Raw genomic sequence first — 23,764 nt, 5'->3', positions numbered from 1 at the left:
TATTTATCGCCGCTCAAAAATGCTCGCGCGGGTTGAACGCGGCCTTTTGCGCCAGCGCTTGCCACAACGCCTTGACCTCTTCGTCGCTGGTCTTGGGCATGACCGCCTTGAGCTGCACGAACAGGTAACCGCGCTGCCCGGCCTTGTTTGACAAGCCGTGGCCCTTGGCGCGCATGCGCTGGCCGTTCTGGCTGCCGGCGGGCACCTTGAGGTTGATCTTGCCGGTCAGGGTCGGCACCGCCACTTCCGCACCGAGCGCTAACTCCCAGGGTGCCAGGGGCAAATTAATGATCAGGTTTTCGCCATCCACTTCAAACCTGGGGTGCGGCGCAAGCTTGATAATCAGGTACAGGTCGCCGTTGGCGCCGCCACCGATGCCCGGTGCGCCCTGCCCTTTGAGGCGGATGCGCTCGCCGTCGGCTACGCCGGCGGGGATCTTCACGTTCAGGCTCTTGGTGGTGTTGCTGACGTGACGGCCCGAGGCGTCGTATTGCGGCACCTGGAAGTTGATCTGCTTGGACTCGGTGGACAGCGTTTCCTCAAGGTGCACCGTCAGTTGCATCTCCACGTCCTGGCCCTTGCGCCCCGCAGGACGGCGCTGGCCGCCACCGAAAGCGTCGCCACGACCACCGAAGATCGAGCTGAAGAAGTCGGAAAAGTCCTCGGTACCCGCGCCGCCACCGCCGAACCCACCACGGCTCTGCCAGCCCGGTGGCCCCTGGAACGGTTGGCCATGCTGGCCGTATTTGCGCAGCTCATCGTACTCGGCGCGCTTGTCGGCACTTTTAAGCGCCTCATAGGCTTCGGACGCGTCCTTGAATTTCGATTCGGCGTCTTTTTCCTTGCTGACATCGGGGTGATATTTGCGTGCGAGCTTGCGATAGGCCGCCTTGATTTCCTTATCATCGGCCGTCGGCTCTACACCCAGAATCTTGTAGTAATCTTTGAAATCCATCGGCGGTTCACCATCCTTTATCGAGATCGCACTGCCCGGGGCACCACGTGCGCTGGTTTGCACCTGTGGAGGGTGGTGGCCTGGGGGTACGTCAAAGTGTTATCGGCATCAGCCGTATGCACCAGATGTGGGGGCAAATCCCGCACTTTCAAGCGTGATTTAACGGATAGTCGGCCTACGCAAGCGCCTGCGACTGACATACACTGCGCGGCCGTTTTTCAACCGGAACCCGATAGACATGAAAAACCCATCCCCAGCCCGTGCCTGCGGTATCGACTTCGGCACGTCCAACTCCACCGTCGGCTGGATCCGCCCCGGCGAGGAGACGCTTATTGCGCTGGAGGACGACAAGATCACCTTGCCGTCGGTGGTGTTCTTCAACTTCGAGGAGCGTCGCCCGGTGTATGGCCGCCTGGCCCTGCACGAATACCTGGAAAATTACGAAGGCCGGCTGATGCGCTCGCTCAAGAGCCTGCTGGGTTCCAAGCTGATCAAGCACGACACCAGCGTATTGGGTACGGCCATGCCGTTTACCGACCTGCTGGCGCTGTTTATCGGCCAGCTCAAGAGCCGTGCCGAGGCTACTGCCGGTCGTGAGTTCGAGGAAGTGGTACTGGGCCGCCCGGTGTTTTTCGTCGATGACGACCCCATGGCCGACCAGGAAGCCGAGAACACCCTGGTGGACGTGGCGCGCAAGATCGGTTTCAAGGACATTTCCTTCCAGTACGAACCGATTGCGGCGGCGTTCGACTACGAGTCCACCATCGAGAAAGAAGAGCTGGTGTTGATCGTCGACATCGGCGGCGGTACGTCAGACTTCTCCCTGGTGCGCCTGTCCCCGGACCGCCGACACAACGACAACCGCCAGAGCGACATCCTCGCCACCGGCGGCGTGCACATCGGCGGTACCGACTTCGACAAGCAACTGTCCCTGGCCGGCATGATGCCGCTGTTCGGCTATGGCAGCCGCATGAAAAGCGGCGCCTACATGCCCACCAGCCACCACATGAACCTGGCTACCTGGCACACCATCAACTCGGTGTACTCACAGAAATCCCAGCTGGCCCTGGGCAGCATGCGCTACGACATCGAAGACACCGGCGGCATCGACCGCCTGTTCAAGCTGATCGAACAGCGCGCCGGGCACTGGCTGGCGATGGAAGTTGAAGAAACCAAGATCCAACTGACCCACGAAGACAGCCGCCATGTGCTGCTGGATCGGGTCGAGCCGGGGTTGAGCGTGGACCTGAGTCGCACCTTGTTCGAATCCGCCATCGACGGCCTGCTCGAACGCGTGCGCAACAGCGTGACCCAGTTGCTCACCGATGCCTCGATAGACGTGGCCCAGGTGGATACGGTGTTCTTTACCGGCGGTTCCAGCGGCATCCCGGCACTGCGCCACAGCATCTCGGCAATGCTGCCGAATGCGCGGCATGTGGAAGGCAATATCTTCGGCAGTATCGGCAGCGGTTTGGCGATCGAGGCCAGCAAGCGCTACGGCAACTGACCTGCTCCGATCTCGCCAACACTGCGATCAAATGTGGGAGGGGCACCGCCCCTCCCACATTTTGGCCTGCGTACATCCGAAAAAACGCAGGGTAGCTTCGATGGACGTAATGGACGCTGGTTGAGTCCGCAAGCGGCCTAATCCTGCTTGTCATAGTTGACCGCAAAAGGAGATTTCAACGGCACTGCTAGTGCGCCCTGAAGGGGAACCGTATGACTCAATCTTCTTAACCACATCCATACCTTCAACGACCTTGCCAAACACCACATGCTTGCCGTTAAGTTGAGGAGTCGCAACGGTGGTGATAAAAAACTGACTACGGTTGGTATTCGGGCCATTGTTGGCCATGGACAACAGGCCTGGCCCGTCGTGGTTCAACGTAAAATTTTCATCTGCGAATTTCTCACCGTAGATCGACTTTCCTCCGAACCCATCGCCTCGGGTAAAGTCCCCACCTTGAAGCATGAAATTTGGGATTACCCGGTGGAACTTCGACCCCGCGTACCCAAACCCGTGCTCCCCCGTGCACAAGGCTCGGAAATTCTCAGCGGTTTTCGGAACAACGTCAGCGAAGAGATTCATGACAACTCGCCCAGCCGGAACGCCGTCGATACTCACGTCGAAATAAACTCGTGGATTGCTCATAGGTTTACCTTTTCCTTTTCAATTAATTGAAAAGCAGGAAAACCCCATGATTTTCCTTACTTCTCATTGGCACTCAAGAAAAGATAAAAGCTCCTGTCCTGCCTGCAACCTGTGAAAGCTGACAGTTTCTTAGACGGTTTGGCGATCATTTTTATAACGCCATTCGCTAAACCGTCCCGCCCAGCTATGCGGGCATTGAGGACGTACGATCCCTTCCCCACCTTCGAAGTGTGGGTTGTCTATGCCGTCGCAAGAATGAAGATCCGTTTGAACGGAAACAGCGTATGCCCATCCCTCTCCGGCGGGTAACGCTGGTGCACTCGCGCCAGGTATTGCTCCAGGAATCGTCGTCGCTCCTGCTCATTCAATGCCAGCAGCACAGGCCGCAGTGCCGAGACTTTGACCCAGTCAAAAATCGGCGACTGGCCCTCGACGACCTGTAGATGCTCGGTCTCCCAGATATCCAGGCCAGTGGTCAACGGCGCCAGCAAACGGTAATAGCGCTCCAGCGACAGCACCGGGCGCTCGGCCATGCACTGCCGAAGCTGCGGTGTACCCAGTGGTGCGTTATCCAGACCACCGTGTTCAAGGGTCTCGAGCATCAACGCGTACCAGGGCGCGTCCCGCCAATCAGGCATGTGAGCCGCCAGGCAACCGCCGGGGCGCAGTTGTGCCAACAAGCGTGGCAACAAGGTTTCATGCCCGTTGATAAAGTGCAGCACGGCGGCAGCGAACAACAGGTCCGCAGGCTGCTCGGCCTGCCAATGCTGCACATCGCACCTGTACCAGAGCGCCTTGATCGGCAGGTAGCTGGCCTCGCTGAGCATTTGCGAGGAGCTATCGATGCCGATCAACTCTGCCTCGGGCCAACGCTTGGCCAACAGTTGGGTGGCGATGCCGGTCCCGCATCCCAGGTCATAGATGCGCCGGGGCTGCTGGGAGGTCATGCGGTCCAACAGTTCCAGCACCGGGCGCTCGCGCAGGCGGGCGAATTGAAGATAGGCCTGTGGATCCCACCGAGTTGTAGCAGGCCCTGCCGTTGACGGCTTGGGTTTGTTGATCATGACTTAATCCATTAGGTCAGTTAGGGCGTAAGGCTCAGGCAGGCAAGTTAGCCTGCATCAGCTCACAATTGTCGCCCGAGGACGTTCAACGTCCTGAGTGCCAGCGCCACGCCGCGCCGGGTGTCCGGCTCACGCAGCAACGACAGCAAGCCATAGAGGCTGGGCGGAGTCTCTTCAGCCTGAGTCTGCGCCGTGGCCATGCGCGCCGCGTTGCCGACGTTCCAAGACACAGCCGTGGCCTGTTCAAACAGCAGCGCCAGTTTCTCCACCATGGCGCCATCGAGCATGTCCACCAGATCGGACACCAACGCCAGCACATCGACAACATTGTCCATACGGCCACTGTCCAGCAGCGGTTGTAGCTTGGTAAGCAACGCCTCAAGCCCGGCGTTATGCCCGGGCAACGTATCAGCAACATCCATGACGTTTAGAACCTCCGTGTGTCAGATCAAAGCATTCCGCGCGCCACGGCCCAGTACAGGCCACGATTGAAACCGGTGCGCAGCAGGCCGCCGAGCTTGCTCGGCGGAGTTGGCAGAACGTCATGGGCGTAGTCGTACCACAGCGGCATTCCGGCATTCAGCCCCATCTGCGCCACCGCCTGCACGCGCCCTTCGTATACCGAGTTGGGAGCGCCCAGCCGAATCTCGGCGGTGATGTTATTGGCGATCACCGGCGCCTGGTTATGACAGGCGCCTCCGGCCTTGCTGATGGGCAAGTCGACCGTGTCGCCGATGACGTACACCCCTTGCAACCCATAGACCTGCAGCGTTTCATGATTAGTCGGCAGCCAGCCTTCGTCATTTTCAGCCTGGGAGACGCCGCTTTCGAGCACCACATCCACGGCACGAATCGGCGGGGTCGCCATCAGGATATCGAAAGGCTGCTCCTCACCCTCTTCGGAGTAGGCAATACGGCGCTCGGCGTCGACCCTGCCCAAGGTGAAGTCGCGCTGGAAACGGATATTCCTCTGCTCGAAAATACCCGGCAGGGCCTCCCCTACCGGACGCTGCATGAACAGGCAGTTGCGCAAAAGCTGGGCGACGCTGGGGTAGGTGTAAATGATTTCAACTTTGTCGCGCACACCTCGACGCCGCAACAAGTCGTCCAGCATCAGGGTAGTTTCCACCGGGGCGATGCCGCATTGGTGAGGTACGTTTGGCGTCTTTGGAAAAGAAACGCTGATGAAAATCCGCCCCCGCTCAATCGTATTCAGGCGCTCGGCCAACCGCCGGGCTGCCGCGTAATCGTAGAAATGATCACCCGCCTCCTTGAGGCCCTCGATACGTTCGGGTGCAGGCACGCAACCGGTGGCGATCACCAGGAAATCGTAGCCGTAGCGCTTGCCACTGCGGGTATGCAGGTGCTGGCCGGCAAAGTCGAAGCGCGTGACCTCATCAACCCGGAAGTCGATTTCCGGGCGCAGCAATGAGCGTTCGGGGCGCTTCAACTCTTCGTCGAAGAACTGATTGAAGGCCACGTACATGAATGCAGGCTTATAGAAATGATCGGGCGAGTTCGACAGCAAGGTAATGCATACCGCGCCGCGCAGGATTTCCGAATAAAGCTTGGTGACCAACTGGTTGGCGAGCATCGTGCCGCCAACGCCGCCACCGACAATTACAATGTGCTTGCTCACGCGTCCCCTCCCTGGTTCAGACAACCTCCCTCGGGGAGTTAGCCTCATCCAAGCAGGTGCAAAGCACCACTGTGAGAACTTACAGTTTCAAGACATCTTCGGCATAACGTTTATCGCAATCGGCTATTTGCCCGAGTGCCCGGCCTCAAACCATGCCGCCAAGCTTCAATTCGCTCTTGAGGTAGGCATAGTAAATCGGCCCCGCCACCACCCCCGGCAAACCAAACGCCGCTTCGAACACCAGCATCGCCAACAACAACTCCCACGACTTGGCACTGATCTGCCCGCCAACGATGCGTGCGTTGAGGAAGTACTCGACCTTGTGGATCACAATCAGATATCCCAGCGCCGCCACCGCCACCCAGATCGACAGCGACAGCGCGACGATGGTGATCAGGGTGTTGGACATCAGGTTGCCAATCACCGGCAACAGGCCGAGCAGGAAGGTCAGCACGATCAGGGTTTTTGTCAGCGGCAGGTGGATGCCGCACAACGGCAGCACCACCGCGAGGAACACCGCGGTGAAGGCGGTATTGAGCGCAGCGATTTTGATCTGGGCGAAGACGATGTTGCGAAACGCCTGGACCAGCAGGTGCAGGCGATCGAACAACGCGGCGGCCAAAGGTTTGCGCTTGGTCAGGTCGGGCACGCGCTGCAGCGCGATGATAGCGCCGAGCACCATGCCGATCAGCAAGGTAACGAACATGTGGGCTGCGTCTTTGCCCACCAATTGCAGTTCGCTCAGGTGCTTGCTCAGCCAATCGCCGATAGCCACGCGAAACTCGGCGGCACTGGCGGGCAGGTAGGCATCGATAAACGGCGGCAATTGGCCGCGTGCGCGGTCGACCACGCCCATGAATTTGTCGAGGGACGCCCCGGGATTTTCCGCTTCGTGGAGCAGGAAGCTGATGGCGCCGGCGAATATCAGGGTCAGCACGCTGACGATCAGGGTGCCCAGCAAGGCCACCGCCAGCCAGCGTGCGCGCCGGCCTTCGATCAGGCGTTGCAGTTGCGGGGTGAGCATGTTGACCAGTTCATAGACCAACAGGCCGGCCAGCAGGCTGGGCAGCAATTTGAGCGGCAGCACCAGCAGCAACCCGCCGAAAATGATGATGTAGCTGGACAGCAACAACACATGACGCTGAGAAAACGTTGGCATACAGCCTCAAAACGAACGGCGTAAAAGGATGTTGTAGGAGCGAGCTTGCTCGCGAAAAACGAAAGGGCGCCTCGTTTAGTCTGGGTGCCCGCGTGATCGTTCACGTTTTTCGCGAGCAAGCTCGCTCCTACAAAGGGGCTGTGTGCGAGTGTCGCAGCCTTCTATGGCCCGGGGCTATTATTTCTTCAGGCAGGTGCTCATGAATGTTTTACGCGCATCGCCGGTCAACGCTTTGGTTTTAGCCGACGCATTGCAGTCTTTCATCTTCTGCTGCTGCGGCGTCAGGGTCTTGGCATCGTTGGCCGCTGGCGCCGACAGGCAGGTCTTCATGAAGGCCTTGCGGTCATCGCCTTTAAGGGTCTTGGTTGTGGCCTCGGCATTGCAGGTGGTCATTTTGTTCTGCTGGGCGGTAGCGGCAAAACCCTGGGAGCACAGCAGCAGGCCCATCATCAACAACGGAATACGCAGCATCTTCATGGAGTTTTCTCCCTGTTACCGTGCCGACGGGCACGGCCTACCTGGCAGTGTAGTCAAAACCTGTTACAACTTCAGCGACCACGTATATTCGAACGCCGGTACTGCTCCGGCGTGCAGCCGGCGTGACGCTGGAACATGGCGATAAAGGCCGAGGCGGTGCTGTAGCCCAAGTCAAACGCCACATGTTGCACGCTGCGCTCACTGTCCAGCGCTTCGATGGCCGCCAGGTAGCGCAGGCGCTGGCGCCATTCGCCAAAGCTCATACCCAGTTCGCGCACAAACTGGCGCGCCAGGGTGCGCTCGCTGACATGCACCTGCTCGGCCCATTGCACCAGCGGGCGATTGTCTCCCGGTTGCGCTTGCATGCCTTCCAAGACACCGAGCAGCCCAGGGTGGCGGGCGTAGGGCAAGAAACCGTCGTGAATCGGCGCCTGTTTGAGCTGGTCCACCAGCACCTGGGCCAGGCGAATATCGGCGTCGGCCTGCGGGATATTCACGTCACGCTGGGCGAAATCACTGAGGATGGCCTTGAGAATGTCGCTGATCGCCAGGGTGCATGGGGTTTGCGGCAGTTGCTCACAGAGCGCCGGCGCCAAGCCCACCGAGCGATACACGATCGCCTGGGCGTTGTAGGAGCTGTGCTCGGTATCCGGCGGAATCCATACCGCGTACTGCGGCGGCGACATAAAGCGGTTGCCGGCGACCTCCATGCGCATAACGCCATTGGCCGAATAGTCCAGCGAGCCCCAGCCATGCCGGTGCGGGGTGCACTCGGTATCCGGAGCGAACTCGGAGTAGCGGAAGTACACTGGGCTGGGCAAGCTGGGGAAATCCGCGAGACGTACGGTATGTCTGGGCATGTTGTCTGGATTCAGAGGTCGGTTGTCTGGTTCGCAGTATAGGCTTCGATACAGACAGAGGATAATCGCGCCTCGTCAATACACTGGATTCTTTCAATGCAATACGCGTATCCGCTGCTGGCCATCTTTATCTGGGCCGGCAATACCGTGGTCAACAAATTGGCCGTAGGCTCAATCTTCCCGGCTGAAATCGGCTTTTACCGCTGGCTGTTCGCTGCACTGCTGTTCACTCCGTTCATGTTCAAACCGGTCGTTGCCAACTGGGCGCTCATCCGCCCGAACCTGGGCAAGATCTTCATCCTCGGCGTTTTGGGCATGGCGGTGTATCAAAGCCTGGCCTATTACGCGGCCACGCTGACCAGCGCCACCAATATGGGCATCATCCTTTCACTGATGCCGCTGATGGCCCTGACCGCCGCCATCATCAGCCTGGGCCAACGCCTGACCTATGGCGCACTGACCGGTGCAGTGCTGTCATTCGCCGGCGTAGTGGTGGTGGTGTCGTCCGGCAGCCTCGGTGCACTGCTGCAACACGGGGTCAACCTGGGCGACGGCATGATGCTCATCGCCACGCTGGCCTATGCCATCTACAGCACCCTGCTGAAAAAATGGCAACTGCGCCTGCCGCCGTTGGTGCTCTTGTATTTACAGGTGCTGGTGGCGGTGGTGGTGCTGTTCCCGCTGTATCTGTTCTCGGCCAAGGCGGGCCTGGGCTGGGCGAATATTCCGCTGGTGCTGTACGCCTGCCTGCTGGCTTCGATGCTGGCGCCGCTGGCGTGGATGCACTCGGTGAAGACGCTTGGGCCGAGCCGTACCACGCTGTTCTTCAACCTACTGCCGTTGATTACCGCGCTGATTGCAGCGGTGGTGCTCAAGGAAGAGTTGGCGCTGTATCACTTGGTGGGCGGCTTGCTGACCTTGGGTGGGGTGATCCTGTCGGAGCGCTGGACCACGCCGGTCACAGCCACTCATGACACATCCTGTTAAATCCGATAAAACTTTTCGCCTGGCCCGGGACTCACAACCTATAGCGATCACGCCGGCAGAGCGTGGCGTACAACCGGATTAGCCCCAGGAGATTGAAATGACTGAAGCACACTTGACTGACATTGCGACCCTGCGCAGCCGCGCCCGCCAGAATGTCGAAAACGGTGCCGTGACCGAAGGCTACGACGCCGACCGTCAGGAGATCATCCGCCTGCTCAACGAGTCGCTGGCCACCGAACTGGTCTGCGTGTTGCGCTACAAGCGTCACTACTTCATGGCCAACGGCCTGAAAGCCAGCGTTGCCGCCGATGAGTTCCTGGAACATGCCACCCAGGAAGCCGAGCACGCCGACAAACTGGCCGAGCGCATCGTGCAACTGGGCGGCGAACCGGAGTTCAACCCCGACCTGCTGTCGAAGAACTCCCACGCCCAATACGTGGCAGGCAACTCGCTCAAAGAGATGGTCTACGAGGATCTGGTGGCCGAGCGTATCGCGGTGGACAGCTACCGTGAAATCATCCAGTACATCGGTGATAAGGATCCAACTACCCGCCGTATCTTCGAAGACATCCTGGCTCAGGAAGAAGAACACGCCGATGACATGGCGGATATTCTGCAGGACCTGTAATCAGCAACACAGCAGTCCCCCTGTGGGAGGGGGCTTGCTCCCGATAGCGGAGTGTCAGTCGAATTAGATATTGACTGAACCACTGCTATCGGGGGCAAGCCCCCTCCCACATTTGGTTTCAGGTGTAGTCAGCTATTTCACGGTTTTCGGCGCCTTGCCTTCCTTCATCTGTTGCAGCAAAGGCGCGCACTGATTCGGCTCATCGCCGCTCGGTGCCACCAGCGCCAGCAACCCGGCAGCCGGGCCGGCAATAACGCCCAAGGCCACCATGCCGGCGCCGCGCAGGGCCAGGGGAATGGCTTTCACGCCAGCATTGGGCTTAATGAATGGCCCGTTGACGTACAGCGGCGAGCGCAGCGAAAACAAGCGAAAGCCCTTGGACTCCGGTGTGATGGTCAGGTCCAACTGCTCCGTTGCCATGTTCGCGGTGCCATCGATGTAGATGATGGCGTTCTCGGTATCGAACACAAACAACCGCGTGGTCGCCAAGCCCGTCTTGATGCCGAAGTCCGCCGCCGCGCAGTTGATCTTCACTTCCTTGTCGCCGAACAGGCGGCCCACCACGTAGTTGCCCACATTGAGCCCGGCGATTTCCATCAGGCCTCGGCTGATGGCGCCGTCGTTGATCAACATCTTCAGGTCACCGTTGGAGGTGCCCAGCAGCGCCGCCACGGAATTACCACGTCCGGATATATCGGCGTCGCCGTTGAGTTCACCGAAGCTGGTTTTCATCGGTTCAAAGCTGGGGAACAACTGCTTGAGTTTGAAGTTACGCGCCGTCAACTTGGCGCGGCCTTCCATCGGCGTGGTGCGCCCGTTCAAACGAATCTGCGCGTCGAGCTTGCCACCGGCCACGCCGAAACGCAGCGGTTCCAGGCTCAGTTGGCCATCGTTGAGCACCAGGTGCGTATAGAGGTCGGTGAAGGGCAGGTCGGCACTGTGCACGATGCGCTTGCCGGTGAACTCCACGTCGGCATCCATGACACTCCAGCGCTCGGTGCGGAACTCTTCCACCGGCAGCACCTTGGTCGCCGGTTGCTTGCTCTCCCCGCCTCGAGCCTTTTGCTTGGCATTGGAATCAGCGCCGACCAAGGGCGCCAGGTCATCCATGAGCAACTGGTTGGACACCAGCGCGCCGCTGAGCTTGGGCCGCGGCTGGCTGGCGACATAGGCCAGGTCGCCGTGGATATCGCTGTTGCCGATCTTGCCGTTGAATTTTTCGTAGCGGAAAGAGGCGCCGCTGGCTTCATGCAGCTTGGCGATCAGGCGGCCATCGGTGGAATAGGCCGGCGAGTCCGGCAGGGTGACGCCGGTCAGGGGGTACAGGTTGCCCAGGCTGCTGCCCGAGAGTTTCAGGCGCAGGTCCAGGGCGCCGAGGTTCAGCGGGTCAGTCAGGGTGCCGGCCAGGGCGATGCTGGTGTCGGCGACTTTGACCTGGGCTTGCAGTGGGAACGGCTTGGCCGCGTCCTGCAATGCCAGCAGGCCGCCGATCTTGCCGGTAGCGGCGAGTTTCTGGCCGTGATATTGGCCTTTGACCTTCAGGCCGAACGCATAGTCCTGGGGCGCCGAGCCTTTTTCCAAAGCCTTCTTGGCATCGGCGTCGCCGACGATCTCGCCGAATGGGATCGGTTTGCCCAACGGGTCGATGATCACATCGAGCTGGGTTTTGAGGGTTTGATCGTCAAGGGTCACATAGCCCTTGTCGAAGCCGATGGCACCAATGTCCACCACCCAGTTGGAGGGCTCGGCGTCGGGATCCTTCGGATCGAACTTGAAGGTCCAGTTGGCGCGGCCATCGGCCAGGCGCTGCAACTGCGCACTGGGTTCGGTAAGGTCGATACGCGGGATCACTACGCGCTGCACCAGCAAGGCCAGGGGCGAAATACGCAGCTCGACCTTCTTGAGCGTAACCATCTGCGGTTGCTTGGACCAGTCGGGGTTGCCCAGGGTCAGGTCTTCGGCGATCACATGGGGCCACGGCACCCAGGCGCGCCAGCCGCCTTCATCAGGCTCACGCTGCCACACCACCGCAAGGTTGCCGTTGATGGCGAACGGGCGATGCAGCTCCTCGGAAACCTTGGCATTAAGTGGCGGTTTGATGCGATTCCAGTCGAAGAACACCAGGATCAAGACCACCATGGCAATTAACAGAACGAAGCTGGCGCAGCTCCAAGCGACGATTTTACGAGTGCGCGTCATTGCACAGGACTCCTGAATACGACTGGCTGAGCTACCCCTCTAGAGCAGCCTATAAGACTACGACTGGCAAACCGCCCGGGGGTTTAACCCGATGGCTGATTTAGTCGCAAAAAGCCACTTTCCTGATCGAACGGACAGATTCCGATCATCACCGGCGCACCATTGTTACCCAAGTTCGTGTCGAAAATACCCACCCCGGTGCAAAACCGCGTGCTTGAGAGGCTCGATCTAGAGCCTTTGCAGGGAACAATCAATTCTGTTGATTATTACCATTGTGTTTATGAACTTTTATATCGACTTATCAAGAGTAGCATTAGCCCTGTACCCACTTTATCGCCCTCCCAAGGAGCAACCATCATGAAACGTCAATTACTCGCTACCGTCCTGTTATCTGTCCTGGCTTCCAGCGCTTTTGCCCTGCCGGCCGCCGAACAGGCCACCCCACAGAATAAAGCCCAGGCCATGCAAACCAGCCAGACCGTGGCTCGCAGCGGTTCGCAAGAAGACGAAAACCGTGATTACGCCAAAGGCGCCGTGGCTGAAAATGGCTACAACCGCCTGCAAGAGAAAGGTCTGGTCGAAGGCGGTGCTGAACAAGCCAACAAACGCGCCTACACCGAAGGCGTTGCTGAAGGCGGTGCCGACCGTCTGCAAGAACTGCATCAAGCACAGAGCTAAGCCTGTGGTGGCCCAGAAAAAAGCCCGATCTGCCGATCGGGCTTTTGCTTTTATATAGACCGCATCACGCCCCGCCCCTGCCAAGTTCGACGCCGGCAAAGCGCTTTTGCTAGAGTGCGTCGCTGTACTTGCCGACAAAGCCCATTCGCTCATGCTGCCCCGTGCCGAACAGAAGCAACAGACCCGCCTCGCCTTGATGGACGCAGCCCGCCATCTGATGGAGTGTGGCCGTGGGTTTGGCAGCCTGAGCCTGCGCGAAGTGGCCAAGACGGCCGGTATTGTGCCCACCGGTTTTTATCGCCACTTTGCCGACATGGATCAGCTTGGTTTGGTCTTGGTCAGCGAAGTCGGCCAGACCTTCCGCGCCACGATTCGCCTGGTGCGCCACAACGAGTTCGTGATGGGCGGAATTATCGATGCCTCCGTACGGATCTTTCTCGATGTGGTCTCGGCCAACCGTTCACAATTCCTGTTCCTGGCCCGTGAACAGTACGGCGGTTGCCTGGCGGTACGCCAGGCCATCGCGGCCCTGCGCGAAGACATCACCCGCGACCTGGCGGCCGACCTGACGCTGATGCCCAAGTTGCAGCACCTGGACCCAGAGGGTTTGCATGTAATGGCCGACCTGATCGTCAAAAGTGTGTTCGCCACCCTTCCCGACATCATCGACCCACCGGCCCATGCCCTGCCGGCTCACCTCACGCCCCAGGCAAAAATCACCCAGCAACTGCGCTTTATCTTTATCGGCCTCAAGCATTGGCAGGGGCTGGGCAGTACCGAGTAAGCCCTCAGCCGGCCTTATGAAAACGCTTGGCCGTGGTGTAGTTCTTGCTCCAGTACTTATTGCTCAACGAATCTATACGCACATGTTTGCCGGTTCGCGGTGAATGAATGAACTTGCCTTCGCCGATATACAGCCCGACATGACTCACCTGCCCTCGCCCGTTGCCCTTGAAAAATACCGCATCGCCCGGTTTTAACGCTGTGCGCTTTATGGTCGCGGCAGTGGAGCGGTGCATCGCTGCCGTCGTGCGTGGCAGCTGAATATTGGCTTGGGTCTTGAACAGATAGACCAGGAAACTGCTGCAATCAAATCCCTGCTCGGCAGACGTACCGCCCCACTTGTAGGGGGTGCCGAGCAATTGATGGGCTCGGTCGATCACATCGTCCACCGAAGATTTGGCATGGGTTGAAGCAAAGGTAGGCGACTGTTGAAGATTGGCCGAAGCTGACGAGATGAAACACGACAGGCCGACAATGACTGAACAGATAAATGACTTGAACATGATGAATATCGCGGTGAATTAAACACGGCGCGAATCTTAAAGAACCATCACGTAAGCCCATGAAGGCGGATTCTTGCATCTGTGTAGGATAATTCCCTAAAAATGCAATGGATAATTGGATGAAAGAAGCTTCATACAATCCAAGGCCTCTTTCAGGAAAAGCGCCCTTTTCCAGTGCTATAACCAAACATACGCACCAAATTGAAACAACCATACAACCCGTGTATGCCCCATCCAGGCTCCACAACCCGTACCGACAGGCAATTCCTACGGCTATAGCGGGTTGGCAAGCCCCTTGCTCTAGCACTGCTATTGCTCATAGCTGGAAGCCTACTGATGCTGGTGATCCACCGCCGAATCGCCTCCCAAGCCCTCTGGGCCGCTGAGTTGCTGCTGAACTTCGAAGCCCGCAGCAAAAGCCGCCTGCGCTGTTTCAGTGCCGACGGTGAAGACGTCGGCCTGTTTCTGGAGCGTGGTCAGCCACCGCTGCACGACGGCGAATTCCTACAAGCCGAAGACGGACGTGTCGTACGCGTTCGCGCCAGACCTGAACAGCTGCTGCACGTCACTTGCCGCAACGCGTTTGAACTGACCCGCGCTGCCTACCATCTGGGTAACCGCCATGTGGCCCTGCAAGTCGGCGACGGCTGGCTGCGTCTGCTTGACGACTACGTGCTCAAGGCGATGCTGGAACAGTTGGGTGCCGACACCCAGACCATCGAGGCGCCATTCCAGCCTGAGCATGGCGCCTACGGCGGCGGCCATCATCACTCGCGCCATGGCGACGAAGACTTCAACTACCCGCCCAAACTGCACCAGTTCGGCGTACGTCTATGAACCCAGCCTGGGCGCTGTTGCGCCTGGCCAGTCCACAATTGCCGATTGGCGGCTACAGCTATTCCCAGGGTTTGGAAATGGCCGTGGACAATGGTCACGTACAGGATGCCGCGAATGCACGGCGCTGGATCAGCGATCAGTTGCTGCTCAATCTGGCGCGCTTCGAAGCACCCCTGTTGCTCGCCCATTGCCGTGCTGCCGCTGCACTGGACTGGGCCGCACTGGCGCAGTTGTGCGAAGAACATCGTGCCAGCCGCGAGACCCGCGAGCTGTATCAGGAGAGCCGGCAGATGGGCTATTCCCTGCAACAACTGCTCACTGGCTTGCCGGAACTGGACAGTGCCGCCCGTGAGTTCCTTGCACAACGCGGCGAACCGCACCTGGCCCTCGGCTGGGCCCTGGCCGCCCGCGCCTGGCGTATCAGCCCTGAGGACGCCCTCGCCGCCTGGCTGTGGAGCTGGCTGGAAAATCAGTTGGCGGTGTTGATGAAAACCCTGCCCCTCGGCCAGCAAGCCGCACAACGTCTGACCAGCGAACTGTTGCCGCTGCTGCAACAAGCCCAGCAAGACGCCGAACGCGTCGACCCCAAGCATTTGGGCAGCGCCGCCTTTGGCCTGTCCCTGGCGTGCATGGCCCACGAGCGCCAATACAGCCGCCTGTTCCGATCCTAGGATTTTTTTGGAGAACCAGATATGAACACCCAACCCCTGCGCGTCGGTATCGGTGGCCCGGTGGGCTCCGGCAAGACCGCCTTGACCCTGGCCCTGTGCCTGGCGCTGCGTGATCGCTATAACCTGGCGGTGGTCACCAACGACATCTACACCCGCGAAGACGCCGATTTTCTGGTACGCAACCAGGCCCTGGCGCCCGAGCGCATCATCGGCGTGGAAACCGGCGGTTGCCCGCACACCGCGATTCGCGAAGACGCCTCGATCAACCTGGAAGCCGTGGACCAGCTCAACCGCCGCTTTCCGGGCCTTGACCTGATTCTGGTGGAATCCGGCGGCGACAACCTGTCGGCCACTTTCAGCCCGGAACTGTCGGACCTGACCATCTATGTGATCGATGTGTCCGCTGGCGACAAGCTGCCACGCAAGGGCGGGCCCGGTATTTGCAAATCCGACTTGCTGGTGATCAACAAGATCGACCTGGCTCCGCTGGTGGGTGCCTCGCTGGAACTGATGAACAGCGACACTCAGCGCATGCGCAACGGTAAACCCTTTGTGTTCAGCAACCAGAAAACCGGGGTCGGCCTGGAGGAGATCGTCGCCTTTATCGAACGCCAGGGCCTGCTGACCGCTGCCTGATCAACCTATAAGGAACCTGTTCATGAGCCTCAACAAATTCCTCGCCGCGGCCACGCTGCTGCTCGTCCCTGCCCTTGCCTTCGCCCACCCGGGCCACGGCGACAACGGCCTGGTGGCCGGTATTAGCCACCCGCTGGGCGGCCTTGATCATTTGCTGGCCATGGTGGCGGTCGGTCTATGGGCGGCGCAGCAACAAGGCAATGCACGTTGGGCGCTGCCTTGTGCCTTCGTTGGCACCATGTTGATTGGCGGGGTGCTGGGCTTTGAAGGGCTGCAATTGCCGGCACTGGAAAGCGGGATTGCGGCGTCGGTGCTGGCGTTGGGCCTGGCGGTGGCATTGGCAGTACGGCCGCCGCTTTTCGTAGCCGTGGGTGCTACGGCGTTGTTTGCGTTGTTCCATGGTGTTGCCCATGGTCTGGAATTGCCGGACATGACCAGCCCTTGGGCGTATGCCGCTGGGTTTGTGGGAGCGACTGCGGTGTTGCATGCCTTGGGCTATGCCGTTGTGCGCTTTCTGCCGGTTGCGGCGGCGCCCTTGGTGCGAGTGGCCGGGGCGGCTTCGGCGGCGACTGGGGTTTGGTTGTTGGCGGGGTGATTTGCGGCGCTGCTGAAGGCGCCATCGGGGGCAAGCCCCCTCCCACACTTGACTGTATTCACAAATCAAAATGTGGGAGGGGGCTTGCTCCCGATGGCGGTAGCGCAGACACCACAGTTGCCAAGCCTGCTACCATGCGCGCCTACACCCCTGCCGTGACGACGCCAGCCAATGCCCAGCGCTTCCCCCCCTTCCTTGAACACCGTGCTCACGCACTTCCACGACCTGATCGTCCCCCTATGGCAAGGCCCAGGCTGGAATGCCGACCTGGCACTGCCCTTCGAGGCGCTGGACGCCGATCACCAGCCGCTGCCCCCGCAACGCTACCGCGCCATGGCCTGCGCCCGTCAGTTGTATGTGTTCGCCAGCCTGATCGGCGAGCCCGGGGCGGGCTTTGCCGAAGAACGCGCGGCGGCGCTGTTCCGTTCCCTGCAACGGCACTTCCATGATGCCGAGCACGGTGGCTGGTTCTACAGCATCGACCCGGCCGGCCAACCGCTGGACAAACGCAAAGACCTCTATACCCACGCCTTCATCATCTTTGCCTGCGCCCATTACTGGGCCAAGGTGCGTGAACCGTTGGTGGAATCGGTACTAAATGCCGCCCTGGAAGTGGTCGCCCAGCGCTTTGCCACGAACGATGGCTTGTATGAGGCCGTGCTGGAGCGCAACTGGGCCTCGCTGGGCTCAGGGCCATTGCAGAACCCATTGATGCACCTGGCCGAAGGCTTCCTTGCGACCCTCGCAGTGCGTGAGGATGCCGAAGTACAGGCGGCCCTGCTGGCGTTGGCGACGGCCATGCAGCAACGCTTCATCGACCGCGAGCATGGCGTGATGATGGAAAAACCGCTGGGAGCTGTGGATAACTGGTTTGAGCCGGGGCACCAGTTCGAATGGTTCTTTTTGCTGGAATCGTCAGAGGTGCTGCGCGGCACACCGCTGCATGCGTCACTGACACGGGCGTTTGCCTATGCCGAAGAAATGGGTGTGGATAAATCGAGCGGTGCGGTCAGTGGCATGCTTGCGCTGGATGGCGCGGTGCGCGACGGCACCCAACGTATCTGGGCTCAGGCCGAGTACGTGCGGGCACTGACGTTACGGCCAGGCAGTGAAGCGGTGCTGCAGCGCCAGTTGCTGGCGCTGCAAGAGCATTTTCTGCATGCCAAGGGCTGGCATGAATGCCTGGATGCCCAGGGCGCCGTGAGCCGACGGGATATGCCGTCGACTACGCCGTATCACTTGGCGACCTGCTACCAGGGTTTGATCAAGCAGTTTGGGTGATCTTCAGGGCCTCATCGGGGGCAAGCCCCCTCCCAAACTTGAATGGGTTAACAAATCAAGATCTGTGAACCCTTTCCAATGTGGGAGGGGGCTTGCTCCCGATAGCCTCACCTCGGTCTAACGGCCCATCACGCAATCCACTTGCGATCCCCGGTAAAGCTGATCGTCAGCCAACGCGCCGCATCCGGCGTGCCCAGCCCTGTGGATATCTCTTCACGCAGCCCATCCAGCGTCGCCACCTTATCCACCGGGTAATCCGCGGGCAATACCACATGAATCTCAATAAACCGCGCGCGCCCGTGCTTCTGCACATAGGACACGTAATCGTCGAAACCGTGCTTGGCCTGCGCCGCGTCCATTACTTCGCGCACTTTGTCGTCCAAGTGGTCCGGGGCAATTCCCAATACCTCGCGCAACGCCGGGCGCAGGATCTTGAACGCCGGCGCCAGCATGCTCAGGGCCAGCAGAATCAGGATCAACGGGTCGACATACACCGCCCACTCGCCATAGCCCTGGGACTTGAGCAACAGCGCGGCAAGGAAGCTGATCAGCAAGCCCACCGAGAGCATCGCGTCCACCAGCCAACTGATGTTGTCGAACTGGATCAGCGATGATTTGAGGCTGCGGTTGCGGTAGCGCACATAGAAGAAATAGGCGAACTCCACGACGGTAAACACTGCCGCATAAATGATCACCAACCCCAACTCGATCTCGCGCCCGCCATTGATAATGCCGAACACACCATTGAGGAACGCGTAGATGGCGATCAGCAGCAGGAAGCTGCCTTCGATCAACAGCACCATCGGCTCCAGGTGCCAGTAACCGAACTGGAAGCGCTCGTTGCTTTTCTTGGCGATCAGCTTGGCCGTGATCAGCATCAGCACCTTGATGGCGGTGGCGATCAGCGAGAAAAAACCGTCGAACAGAATGGATTGGGCGCCGGATATCACGCCCGTGACAATCCCGGCGATCGCCACAGCGAACATCAGGATCGTCGATTGTTTGAGCAGTGCCTGCTCACCTCGGTTACTCACATTTCCTCCTGTCAAAACCTTTAAACCGCACAGTGCGGAGGGTTTTCAGGAGCGGAGTGTACCTTATGTCCTGTTTTGGCCGATTTGACGCCATTTATTGTAGGAGCGAGCTTGCTCGCGAAAAACCCGAGCGCGCCGCGTGCATTCAGGATGCCCGCGTCATCGTTAACGTTTTTCGCGAGCAAGCTCGCTCCTACAATGTATTGCGCAGGTACTTAAGCCTTGGCCCCACGCTCAATCGCAAACCCAGCCCAGGTCTGGCTCACCGGCATCAGCTCCAACCTGTTGATATTCACGTGCGCCGGGGTGTTCATCACCCAGAAGATCGTGTCGGCGATGTCCTGCGGCTGGATCGGCTCGGCACCTGCATAGGTGGCGTCATAACGTGCCTGGTCTCCACCAAACCGCACCAGCGAAAACTCGCTCTCACACAGGCCCGGCTCGATGTTGGTCACACGTACGCCGGTGCCTTGCAGGTCGCAGCGCAGGTTCAACGAGAACTGCTTTACGAATGCCTTGGAGCCGCCATACACATGGCTGCCCGGGTACGGGTAGTTACCGGCGATGGAACCCAGGTTGATGATCCCGGCGCCGCGACCATGGGCGATCAGGCGCGGCAGCAACAGACTGGTGGTGGTCAGCAGCCCCTTGATGTTGGTGTCGACCATGGTTTCCCAATCGTCGAGGTTGCACTTGGGCGCAGGGTCGGTGCCCACGGCCAGGCCGGCATTGTTGATCAAGCCACGCAGCTTGGCGAACGATGGCGGCAGGTTGGCAATGGCGTCTTCCATGCCCTTGCGATCACGCACATCCACCACCAGGCCATGCACTTCGGTCTGCTTGGAAAGCTCTTCAACCAGCGCATTCAAGCGCTCGGCACGGCGACCGGTAAGCACCAGTTTCCAGCCGGCTTCGGCAAAACGACGGGCACAGGCTTCGCCGAAACCTGAAGTGGCGCCAGTGATAAATAACGTGTCGGACATGGTGTTCTCCTTGCGGGTATCGGGAAAAAAGCAGCCAGCAGAATGCCCTTACACCGCCCCTGCGGCAACCGCTATGCACACATCTTGAGGCATGATTGATCATTTTTTAACCACTTCGAGCAGAGCCTTATAAACCGTGGCTTGCAGCCATATGCGCGCAGGTTATCCACAACTGCGCCCACAGTCTTTGGGGGCAAGTGCAAACTGCTCGAAGCCGCTGTGTACAAGGCTTTCAGGCGGGTCTGGAAAGTTTTTTGCTTGACCTGGACGAGGTCGTATGTAGCCGCTGACATATGCGGAAAACCATAACGATGGCTCCAGGCCAGTCATTCCGGCCCCTGCGGGGGTCTTTCCAGAGTTTAGTCACAGACTTATCCACAGCCTGGACGGACATATTTTGGTCATATACCTGTGTCTTTAAACAGGTTGACAAAACCCTCGGACAGCCGCGAAAAAGCGGCTGATCAAAAAACAACCACAAGGCTGTAAGCCACGTGTTTAAAGGCTTTCAGCCAGCTACTCCCACGTTACCCACAGCCGGTTCCACAGTGGATGGGGACAAGTCAAAACTGTGACAAAACAGGGATTTGCGGCGGCTATATGTCGCGCTTTAGAGGGTGGCTGGATTTGTTTTCCACAATTTGGAGAAAGGCTTGTGGACATCCCAGAACAACTGTAGGAGCGAGCTTGCTCGCGAAGAACTCAAGGACACCGCGTCCATCCAGGATGTGCACGTTATCGTTGACGCTTTTCGCGAGCAAGCTCGCTCCTACAGGGTTTTAGTGACCGCCGAGGTAGGCGTTGCGCACTTCCTCGTTCACCAGCAATTCCTTGCCAGTCCCCGTCAGGCGAATCTCGCCATTGACCATCACATACGCCCGATCCGACAAACGCAGCGCATGGTTGGCATTCTGCTCCACCAGGAAGATGGTCATCCCGGTGGAGGCCAGCTCACGCAGGGTTGAGAAGATCTGCTTCACCACAATAGGCGCCAATCCCAGGCTCGGCTCATCCAGCAGCAACAGCCTGGGCCTACTCATCAATGCACGGGCGATGGCAAGCATTTGCTGTTCGCCACCGGACATGGTCATGGCCCGCTGGTTGCGCCGCTCCTTGAGCCGTGGGAATAGCTCGAACATGCGTTGCATATCCTCGCCGGCGAACTTGTCGCCGATGGGGATGGTGCCCATCAGCAGGTTTTCCTCGACGGTCATGTCGGGGAATACCCGCCGCCCTTCCGGCGACTGCGCAATGCCGTTGGAGGCGATGTAGTGGGACGACTTGTGGGTAATGTCGACGCCGTTGTACAGAATCTGCCCCGACTCGGCCCGAGGCTGGCCGAAGATCGACATCAGCAACGTGGATTTACCCGCGCCGTTGGAGCCGATCAGGCTGACGGTTTCGCCTTCGTTGATGTACAGCGAGACTTTTTTCAGGGCCTGGATCGGGCCGTAATACACGTCCAGGTCCTTCATTTCGAGGATAGGCGCGCTCATACCAGTTCCTCTTCGTCTGCGCCCAGGTAGGCCGCTATCACTTTCGGGTCGTTGCGGATCGCCTCCGGGCCGCCTTCTGCGATCACGTTGCCGTGGTCCAGCACCACGATGTGGTCGGAAATACTCATCACCATGCCCATGTCGTGCTCGATCAGCACCACCGTGAGGTCGTGTTCGTCGCGCAGCAGGCGAATCATCGCGCTGAGGGCTTCGGTTTCCTGGGGGTTGAGGCCCGCAGCGGGCTCGTCCAGGCAGATGATCTGCGGCCGCGTGCACATGGCGCGGGCGATTTCCAGGCGGCGCTGCTGCCCGTAGGAGAGCTCGCCGGCCAGGCGGTTGGCACAGTCCACCAGGTCGACCACTTCCAGCCAGTAAAAGGCATGGTCGAGGGCGTCGCTTTCGGCCTTACGGTAGCCTTTGGTGTTGAGGATGCCGGCCAGCAGGTTGCGGTTGACCCACATATGCTGGGCCACCAGCAGGTTTTCCAGCACCGACATTTCCTTGAACAGGCGGATGTTCTGGAAGGTCCGCGCCAGGCCGGCGCGGTTCACCAAGTGAGTGCCGCCGAACATCTTGTAGTACACGCGGCTGAGAAAGTTTTTCGGCGACACGAAGTCCACCGCCTTGAAGCGCTCGCCGAGCAGTTGGATCACGTTGGTCTGCTGGCCTCGCACGTTGAGTTCGATCTTGCCGCCGCTGGCTTTGTAAAAGCCGGTGAGGCAGTTGAACACCGTGGTCTTGCCGGCGCCGTTGGGGCCGATCAGGGCGAAGATCGAGTTGCGTTCGACCTTGAGGCTCACATCGCTCAAGGCCTTGATGCCACCGAAATGCATCATCAGGTGTTCCACGGACAGCACAACTTCCTTGCTCATGGTGCTACCCCCTTACGTGGCGTCACACCGGTACGGCTGATCCGAATCAAGCCACGCGGTCGCCAGATCATCATCACCACCATCAGCACCCCAAACAGCAGGACGCGGTACTCGGAGAAGCTGCGCAGCAGTTCGGGCGCCACGGTCAGTACGAATGCCGCGATCACCACGCCCACCGTCGAGCCCATGCCTCCGAGCACCACAATGGCGAGGATCAACGCCGACTCGAAGAAGGTAAACGACGACGGATTGACGAAGCCCTGGTAACTGGCAAAGAACACCCCGGCCAACCCGGCGGTGGACGCGCCAATGGTGAATGCCGAGAGCTTGACCAGCACGTGGTTCAGGCCCATGGAACGGCAGGCTATCTCATCCTCGCGCAAGGCTTCCCATGCGCGGCCCACCGGCATGCGCGTGAGCCTGTGCTTGATGTACAGCACCGCCAGCACCACCAGGAACAGCACGATATAGATGAACATGAACTTGACGTTGGGGTTGTAATCGATGCCAAAGAACTCGTGGAACGGGATGCCGCCATCCTTCGCCCGCTTGCCGAACTCCAGGCCCAGGAAGGTCGGCGAAGGCACTGGCATACCGTTGGGACCGCCGGTGAACGACAGCCAGTTATTGAGCACCAGGCGAATGATTTCACCAAAGCCCAGGGTCACGATGGCCAGGTAGTCACCGTGCATTCGCAGCACTGGAAAGCCAAGTATGCATCCGGCTAGCGCCGCTGCGATGGCCGCCAGCGGCAGCACCGTCCAGAAACCCAGGCCGAGGTATTGGTAGCCCAGCGCCAGGCCGTAGGCACCAATGGCATAAAACGCCACGTAACCCAGGTCAAGCAGGCCGGCCAGGCCGACGACAATGTTCAGGCCCAGGCCGAGCAAGACGTAGATCAACCCGAGGATGACCACGGTGAGCAGGTATTTGTTGGCGAAAATCGGAAACACGATGGCGATCACGATCAGCGCCGGAATAATCCAGCGCAGCCGCGACTTGTAGTCCGGTGGCAGCACGTGCACGCCCGAGCCGCTGCTTTCGAAACCCTGCAGGATCTTCACGCCTTTGGGGGTTTGCAGGAACAGGCTGAGGGCAAAGCGCCCAGCCATCACAATGGCGACCAACGTGGCAACGCGCACCGGCTCCAGGTTGAAGCTGTAGCCGTCGAGCACCACACCGACGATGGGGCCGAACACGATCAGCGAAATCAGCCCGGCGAGGACCGTATCGACCACACTTTTCTTGATATCAATCGATTTGGCAGCAGACATG

At 59.5% G+C, this 23,764-nt stretch carries 25 protein-coding genes; 10 read left to right on the top strand and 15 right to left on the bottom strand.

Annotated elements, in window-relative coordinates:
• Positions 1-13: 13 nt before the first annotated feature.
• Positions 14-955: a DnaJ C-terminal domain-containing protein gene (locus QYQ93_RS03765; RefSeq protein WP_043047810.1), complete on the bottom strand. Its 942-nt coding sequence runs from the start codon at positions 953-955 to the stop codon at positions 14-16.
• Positions 956-1,193: 238 nt separating this feature from the next.
• Here QYQ93_RS03765 and QYQ93_RS03760 point away from each other — a divergent pair, with 238 nt between their 5' ends.
• On the top strand, positions 1,194-2,462 hold the full coding sequence (locus QYQ93_RS03760; protein WP_338476360.1) for an Hsp70 family protein: 1,269 nt from the start codon (positions 1,194-1,196) through the stop codon (positions 2,460-2,462).
• A 150-nt stretch (positions 2,463-2,612) separates the two neighbouring features.
• Here QYQ93_RS03760 and QYQ93_RS03755 read toward each other — a convergent pair whose 3' ends face one another.
• The 7 genes from QYQ93_RS03755 to QYQ93_RS03725 form a co-directional block, all read right to left on the bottom strand.
• Positions 2,613-3,107, bottom strand: a complete 495-nt coding sequence (locus QYQ93_RS03755) for a peptidylprolyl isomerase (RefSeq protein WP_338476359.1) — start codon at positions 3,105-3,107, stop codon at positions 2,613-2,615.
• Between the two features lie 239 nt (positions 3,108-3,346).
• Positions 3,347-4,171, bottom strand: coding sequence for a methyltransferase domain-containing protein (locus QYQ93_RS03750; RefSeq protein ID WP_338476358.1), 825 nt, complete (start codon positions 4,169-4,171; stop codon positions 3,347-3,349).
• A gap of 62 nt (positions 4,172-4,233) precedes the next feature.
• Entirely contained in the window at positions 4,234-4,593 is a 360-nt protein-coding gene (locus tag QYQ93_RS03745) for a DUF1641 domain-containing protein (RefSeq protein WP_043047816.1), read from the bottom strand.
• Between the two features lie 26 nt (positions 4,594-4,619).
• Positions 4,620-5,858, bottom strand: a complete 1,239-nt coding sequence (locus tag QYQ93_RS03740; RefSeq protein ID WP_338476357.1) for an FAD/NAD(P)-binding oxidoreductase — start codon at positions 5,856-5,858, stop codon at positions 4,620-4,622.
• Between the two features lie 97 nt (positions 5,859-5,955).
• On the bottom strand, positions 5,956-6,969 hold the full coding sequence (locus QYQ93_RS03735; RefSeq protein ID WP_043047819.1) for an AI-2E family transporter: 1,014 nt from the start codon (positions 6,967-6,969) through the stop codon (positions 5,956-5,958).
• A 177-nt stretch (positions 6,970-7,146) separates the two neighbouring features.
• Positions 7,147-7,446, bottom strand: a complete 300-nt coding sequence (locus QYQ93_RS03730) for a PsiF family protein (protein ID WP_043047820.1) — start codon at positions 7,444-7,446, stop codon at positions 7,147-7,149.
• A 71-nt stretch (positions 7,447-7,517) separates the two neighbouring features.
• Positions 7,518-8,306, bottom strand: coding sequence for an AraC family transcriptional regulator (locus QYQ93_RS03725; RefSeq protein WP_043047821.1), 789 nt, complete (start codon positions 8,304-8,306; stop codon positions 7,518-7,520).
• 96 nt (positions 8,307-8,402) lie between these two features.
• Between QYQ93_RS03725 and QYQ93_RS03720 the strand changes: the two genes are divergently transcribed.
• On the top strand, positions 8,403-9,293 hold the full coding sequence (locus QYQ93_RS03720; RefSeq protein WP_043047823.1) for a DMT family transporter: 891 nt from the start codon (positions 8,403-8,405) through the stop codon (positions 9,291-9,293).
• Between the two features lie 97 nt (positions 9,294-9,390).
• On the top strand, positions 9,391-9,921 hold the full coding sequence (locus QYQ93_RS03715; protein ID WP_005784304.1) for a ferritin-like domain-containing protein: 531 nt from the start codon (positions 9,391-9,393) through the stop codon (positions 9,919-9,921).
• A gap of 132 nt (positions 9,922-10,053) precedes the next feature.
• Here the strand turns inward: QYQ93_RS03715 and QYQ93_RS03710 are convergent, their stop codons facing one another.
• Positions 10,054-12,120, bottom strand: coding sequence for an AsmA family protein (locus QYQ93_RS03710; protein WP_338476355.1), 2,067 nt, complete (start codon positions 12,118-12,120; stop codon positions 10,054-10,056).
• A gap of 357 nt (positions 12,121-12,477) precedes the next feature.
• On the opposite strand from QYQ93_RS03710, the gene QYQ93_RS03705 reads away from it, so the two are divergent.
• Complete coding sequence (locus QYQ93_RS03705; RefSeq protein WP_005784302.1) at positions 12,478-12,798, top strand: hypothetical protein; 321 nt, start codon at positions 12,478-12,480, stop codon at positions 12,796-12,798.
• A gap of 151 nt (positions 12,799-12,949) precedes the next feature.
• The gene (locus QYQ93_RS03700; RefSeq protein ID WP_043047825.1) at positions 12,950-13,582 is read left to right on the top strand and encodes a TetR family transcriptional regulator; all 633 of its coding nucleotides are present in this window, start codon (positions 12,950-12,952) and stop codon (positions 13,580-13,582) included.
• Between the two features lie 4 nt (positions 13,583-13,586).
• Here QYQ93_RS03700 and QYQ93_RS03695 read toward each other — a convergent pair whose 3' ends face one another.
• The gene (locus QYQ93_RS03695; protein WP_338476353.1) at positions 13,587-14,084 is read right to left on the bottom strand and encodes a C40 family peptidase; all 498 of its coding nucleotides are present in this window, start codon (positions 14,082-14,084) and stop codon (positions 13,587-13,589) included.
• A 336-nt stretch (positions 14,085-14,420) separates the two neighbouring features.
• Between QYQ93_RS03695 and ureE the strand changes: the two genes are divergently transcribed.
• From ureE to QYQ93_RS03670, 5 genes are all read left to right on the top strand, one after another.
• Entirely contained in the window at positions 14,421-14,921 is a 501-nt protein-coding gene (gene ureE / locus QYQ93_RS03690) for an urease accessory protein UreE (protein ID WP_338476352.1), read from the top strand.
• Positions 14,918-15,592 (top strand): urease accessory protein UreF, encoded by a 675-nt coding sequence (locus QYQ93_RS03685; RefSeq protein ID WP_338476351.1) that lies wholly within the window; start codon positions 14,918-14,920, stop codon positions 15,590-15,592. The genes ureE and QYQ93_RS03685 overlap by 4 nt, the downstream gene beginning before the upstream one ends.
• 21 nt (positions 15,593-15,613) lie before the next feature.
• Positions 15,614-16,228 carry an urease accessory protein UreG gene (gene ureG / locus QYQ93_RS03680; RefSeq protein ID WP_012721947.1) on the top strand — a complete coding sequence of 205 codons (615 nt, stop codon included), beginning with the start codon at positions 15,614-15,616 and terminating at the stop codon, positions 16,226-16,228.
• Positions 16,229-16,250: 22 nt separating this feature from the next.
• A complete protein-coding gene (locus tag QYQ93_RS03675; protein ID WP_043047834.1) occupies positions 16,251-16,823 on the top strand; it encodes a HupE/UreJ family protein in 573 nt (190 codons plus the stop codon).
• Positions 16,824-16,994: 171 nt separating this feature from the next.
• Positions 16,995-18,104 carry an AGE family epimerase/isomerase gene (locus QYQ93_RS03670; RefSeq protein WP_043047836.1) on the top strand — a complete coding sequence of 370 codons (1,110 nt, stop codon included), beginning with the start codon at positions 16,995-16,997 and terminating at the stop codon, positions 18,102-18,104.
• A 128-nt stretch (positions 18,105-18,232) separates the two neighbouring features.
• Here the strand turns inward: QYQ93_RS03670 and QYQ93_RS03665 are convergent, their stop codons facing one another.
• The 5 genes from QYQ93_RS03665 to livM all read right to left on the bottom strand — a co-directional run bounded on the left by QYQ93_RS03665 (position 18,233) and on the right by livM (position 23,763).
• Positions 18,233-19,138 carry a cation diffusion facilitator family transporter gene (locus tag QYQ93_RS03665; protein ID WP_338476350.1) on the bottom strand — a complete coding sequence of 302 codons (906 nt, stop codon included), beginning with the start codon at positions 19,136-19,138 and terminating at the stop codon, positions 18,233-18,235.
• 215 nt (positions 19,139-19,353) lie between these two features.
• Positions 19,354-20,121, bottom strand: a complete 768-nt coding sequence (locus QYQ93_RS03660) for an SDR family oxidoreductase (RefSeq protein WP_043047840.1) — start codon at positions 20,119-20,121, stop codon at positions 19,354-19,356.
• A gap of 779 nt (positions 20,122-20,900) precedes the next feature.
• Positions 20,901-21,617: an ABC transporter ATP-binding protein gene (locus QYQ93_RS03655; RefSeq protein WP_043047841.1), complete on the bottom strand. Its 717-nt coding sequence runs from the start codon at positions 21,615-21,617 to the stop codon at positions 20,901-20,903.
• Positions 21,614-22,489, bottom strand: coding sequence for an ABC transporter ATP-binding protein (locus QYQ93_RS03650; protein WP_043047842.1), 876 nt, complete (start codon positions 22,487-22,489; stop codon positions 21,614-21,616). The genes QYQ93_RS03655 and QYQ93_RS03650 overlap by 4 nt, the downstream gene beginning before the upstream one ends.
• Positions 22,486-23,763 (bottom strand): high-affinity branched-chain amino acid ABC transporter permease LivM, encoded by a 1,278-nt coding sequence (gene livM, locus QYQ93_RS03645; RefSeq protein WP_217881340.1) that lies wholly within the window; start codon positions 23,761-23,763, stop codon positions 22,486-22,488. The genes QYQ93_RS03650 and livM overlap by 4 nt, the downstream gene beginning before the upstream one ends.
• Position 23,764: the final 1 nt, after the last annotated feature.

Origin of the sequence: Pseudomonas khavaziana, assembly GCF_036704165.1 — a bacterium.
Classification (GTDB): domain Bacteria; phylum Pseudomonadota; class Gammaproteobacteria; order Pseudomonadales; family Pseudomonadaceae; genus Aquipseudomonas; species Aquipseudomonas khavaziana.
Note: the sequence above shows the minus strand (reverse complement) of the source record. Positions and strands in the feature narration are given on the sequence as shown.

Bases quoted from the DNA above. Each gene is read 5' to 3' on its own strand.
- QYQ93_RS03660 (WP_043047840.1), bottom strand. From the start codon at position 20,121: ATGTCCGACACGTTATTTATCACTGGCGCCACTTCAGGTTTCGGCGAA.
- QYQ93_RS03715 (WP_005784304.1), top strand. From the start codon at position 9,391: ATGACTGAAGCACACTTGACTGACATTGCGACCCTGCGCAGCCGCGCC.
- QYQ93_RS03735 (WP_043047819.1), bottom strand. From the start codon at position 6,969: ATGCCAACGTTTTCTCAGCGTCATGTGTTGTTGCTGTCCAGCTACATC.
- QYQ93_RS03650 (WP_043047842.1), bottom strand. From the start codon at position 22,489: ATGAGCAAGGAAGTTGTGCTGTCCGTGGAACACCTGATGATGCATTTC.
- QYQ93_RS03765 (WP_043047810.1), bottom strand. From the start codon at position 955: ATGGATTTCAAAGATTACTACAAGATTCTGGGTGTAGAGCCGACGGCC.
- livM (WP_217881340.1), bottom strand. From the start codon at position 23,763: ATGTCTGCTGCCAAATCGATTGATATCAAGAAAAGTGTGGTCGATACG.
- QYQ93_RS03745 (WP_043047816.1), bottom strand. From the start codon at position 4,593: ATGGATGTTGCTGATACGTTGCCCGGGCATAACGCCGGGCTTGAGGCG.
- QYQ93_RS03720 (WP_043047823.1), top strand. From the start codon at position 8,403: ATGCAATACGCGTATCCGCTGCTGGCCATCTTTATCTGGGCCGGCAAT.
- QYQ93_RS03670 (WP_043047836.1), top strand. From the start codon at position 16,995: ATGCCCAGCGCTTCCCCCCCTTCCTTGAACACCGTGCTCACGCACTTC.
- QYQ93_RS03730 (WP_043047820.1), bottom strand. From the start codon at position 7,446: ATGAAGATGCTGCGTATTCCGTTGTTGATGATGGGCCTGCTGCTGTGC.
- ureG (WP_012721947.1), top strand. From the start codon at position 15,614: ATGAACACCCAACCCCTGCGCGTCGGTATCGGTGGCCCGGTGGGCTCC.
- QYQ93_RS03695 (WP_338476353.1), bottom strand. From the start codon at position 14,084: ATGTTCAAGTCATTTATCTGTTCAGTCATTGTCGGCCTGTCGTGTTTC.
- QYQ93_RS03710 (WP_338476355.1), bottom strand. From the start codon at position 12,120: ATGACGCGCACTCGTAAAATCGTCGCTTGGAGCTGCGCCAGCTTCGTT.
- QYQ93_RS03760 (WP_338476360.1), top strand. From the start codon at position 1,194: ATGAAAAACCCATCCCCAGCCCGTGCCTGCGGTATCGACTTCGGCACG.
- QYQ93_RS03740 (WP_338476357.1), bottom strand. From the start codon at position 5,858: ATGAGGCTAACTCCCCGAGGGAGGTTGTCTGAACCAGGGAGGGGACGC.
- QYQ93_RS03675 (WP_043047834.1), top strand. From the start codon at position 16,251: ATGAGCCTCAACAAATTCCTCGCCGCGGCCACGCTGCTGCTCGTCCCT.
- ureE (WP_338476352.1), top strand. From the start codon at position 14,421: ATGCTGGTGATCCACCGCCGAATCGCCTCCCAAGCCCTCTGGGCCGCT.
- QYQ93_RS03655 (WP_043047841.1), bottom strand. From the start codon at position 21,617: ATGAGCGCGCCTATCCTCGAAATGAAGGACCTGGACGTGTATTACGGC.
- QYQ93_RS03685 (WP_338476351.1), top strand. From the start codon at position 14,918: ATGAACCCAGCCTGGGCGCTGTTGCGCCTGGCCAGTCCACAATTGCCG.
- QYQ93_RS03725 (WP_043047821.1), bottom strand. From the start codon at position 8,306: ATGCCCAGACATACCGTACGTCTCGCGGATTTCCCCAGCTTGCCCAGC.
- QYQ93_RS03755 (WP_338476359.1), bottom strand. From the start codon at position 3,107: ATGAGCAATCCACGAGTTTATTTCGACGTGAGTATCGACGGCGTTCCG.
- QYQ93_RS03700 (WP_043047825.1), top strand. From the start codon at position 12,950: ATGCTGCCCCGTGCCGAACAGAAGCAACAGACCCGCCTCGCCTTGATG.
- QYQ93_RS03750 (WP_338476358.1), bottom strand. From the start codon at position 4,171: ATGATCAACAAACCCAAGCCGTCAACGGCAGGGCCTGCTACAACTCGG.
- QYQ93_RS03705 (WP_005784302.1), top strand. From the start codon at position 12,478: ATGAAACGTCAATTACTCGCTACCGTCCTGTTATCTGTCCTGGCTTCC.